Origin of the sequence: Allofournierella sp. CML151, from assembly GCF_027853465.1 — a bacterium.
In the GTDB taxonomy this organism is placed as follows: Bacteria; Bacillota; Clostridia; order Oscillospirales; family Ruminococcaceae; genus Allofournierella.
On the sequence record NZ_JAPNNW010000047.1, the window covers coordinates 1 to 833 of the forward strand.

Consider the following 833-nt stretch of genomic DNA (forward strand, 5'->3'; position numbering starts at 1 on the left):
GTCATAGCCGTACAGGGTATTGCCGCCGCAGGTCAGGCTCACGGTGTAGCCGGTGTCCTTGGCGTTGGAAGCGCCGATCAGGGTGCTCACCACGTCGGTGTCCATGTAGAAGTAGGCAGCCTTGTCGCCGGTATTCTCCAGCGTGATGGTACCGGTATAGGTCTTGCCCGGAATCATCTGGGTAAAGCCGCTCATCTGAGTGCTGCCCGAATAGGTCAGGTTGGTGCCGTCGTAGACCACCTTGTCGGCACCGGCGGCAAAGCAGCCCAGCGCGAATACCGCGCTCAGAGCCAGCGAGAAAAGGCTCGCGATCAGTTTTTTCTTCATCTTCACTGCCTCCTCCCGCTTATTCGGTCACGCTGACCAGGTTGCCATTCTCGTCCAGCTCGGCCACAACGCCCCAGCTGGCCAGAATGCCGCTGGCGTTCAGGTCGGCCGCATCCGCGCCCGCAAACTGTACGCCATCCGCCACAGCCTCCAGGTGTACGTTCATACCTGCATACTCGTTGGTCAGGTCAGCCGGGATACCGATGATCTCCAGCAGCTCGCTGGTGCTCTGGCCCGCCGGTACCGGGTACTTGTAGTAGTACACCTCGGTCTCGCCCGAGTTGCCCTCGAACAGTTTCTCGGCCTTAATCCAGTCGGCGCTGTTCAGGCCCAGCTCGATGTTTCCGGCGGCGAGATCGGTGGTTTTGCCTTTCTCGTCCGCCCAGTATTTGGTTACGGTAACGCGGATGTAGGCATCCACGCTGCCGGTATTGTCTACTTGATAGCCGTCTTTTACTTCGATCTCGTCTGCCGGCATCAGCGCCTTGTCCGTCACCGTGAGGGCG

Annotated in this window: 2 protein-coding genes; both read right to left on the bottom strand. The window is 59.9% G+C overall.

From position 1 onward, the window contains the following. A partial coding sequence (locus tag PH256_RS15180) for a hypothetical protein (protein WP_270914828.1) occupies positions 1-327 on the bottom strand: 327 nt, incomplete at its 3' end. A gap of 19 nt (positions 328-346) precedes the next feature. Continuing rightward, positions 347-833: hypothetical protein (locus tag PH256_RS15185; protein WP_333766450.1), on the bottom strand; the 487-nt coding region annotated here is incomplete at its 5' end.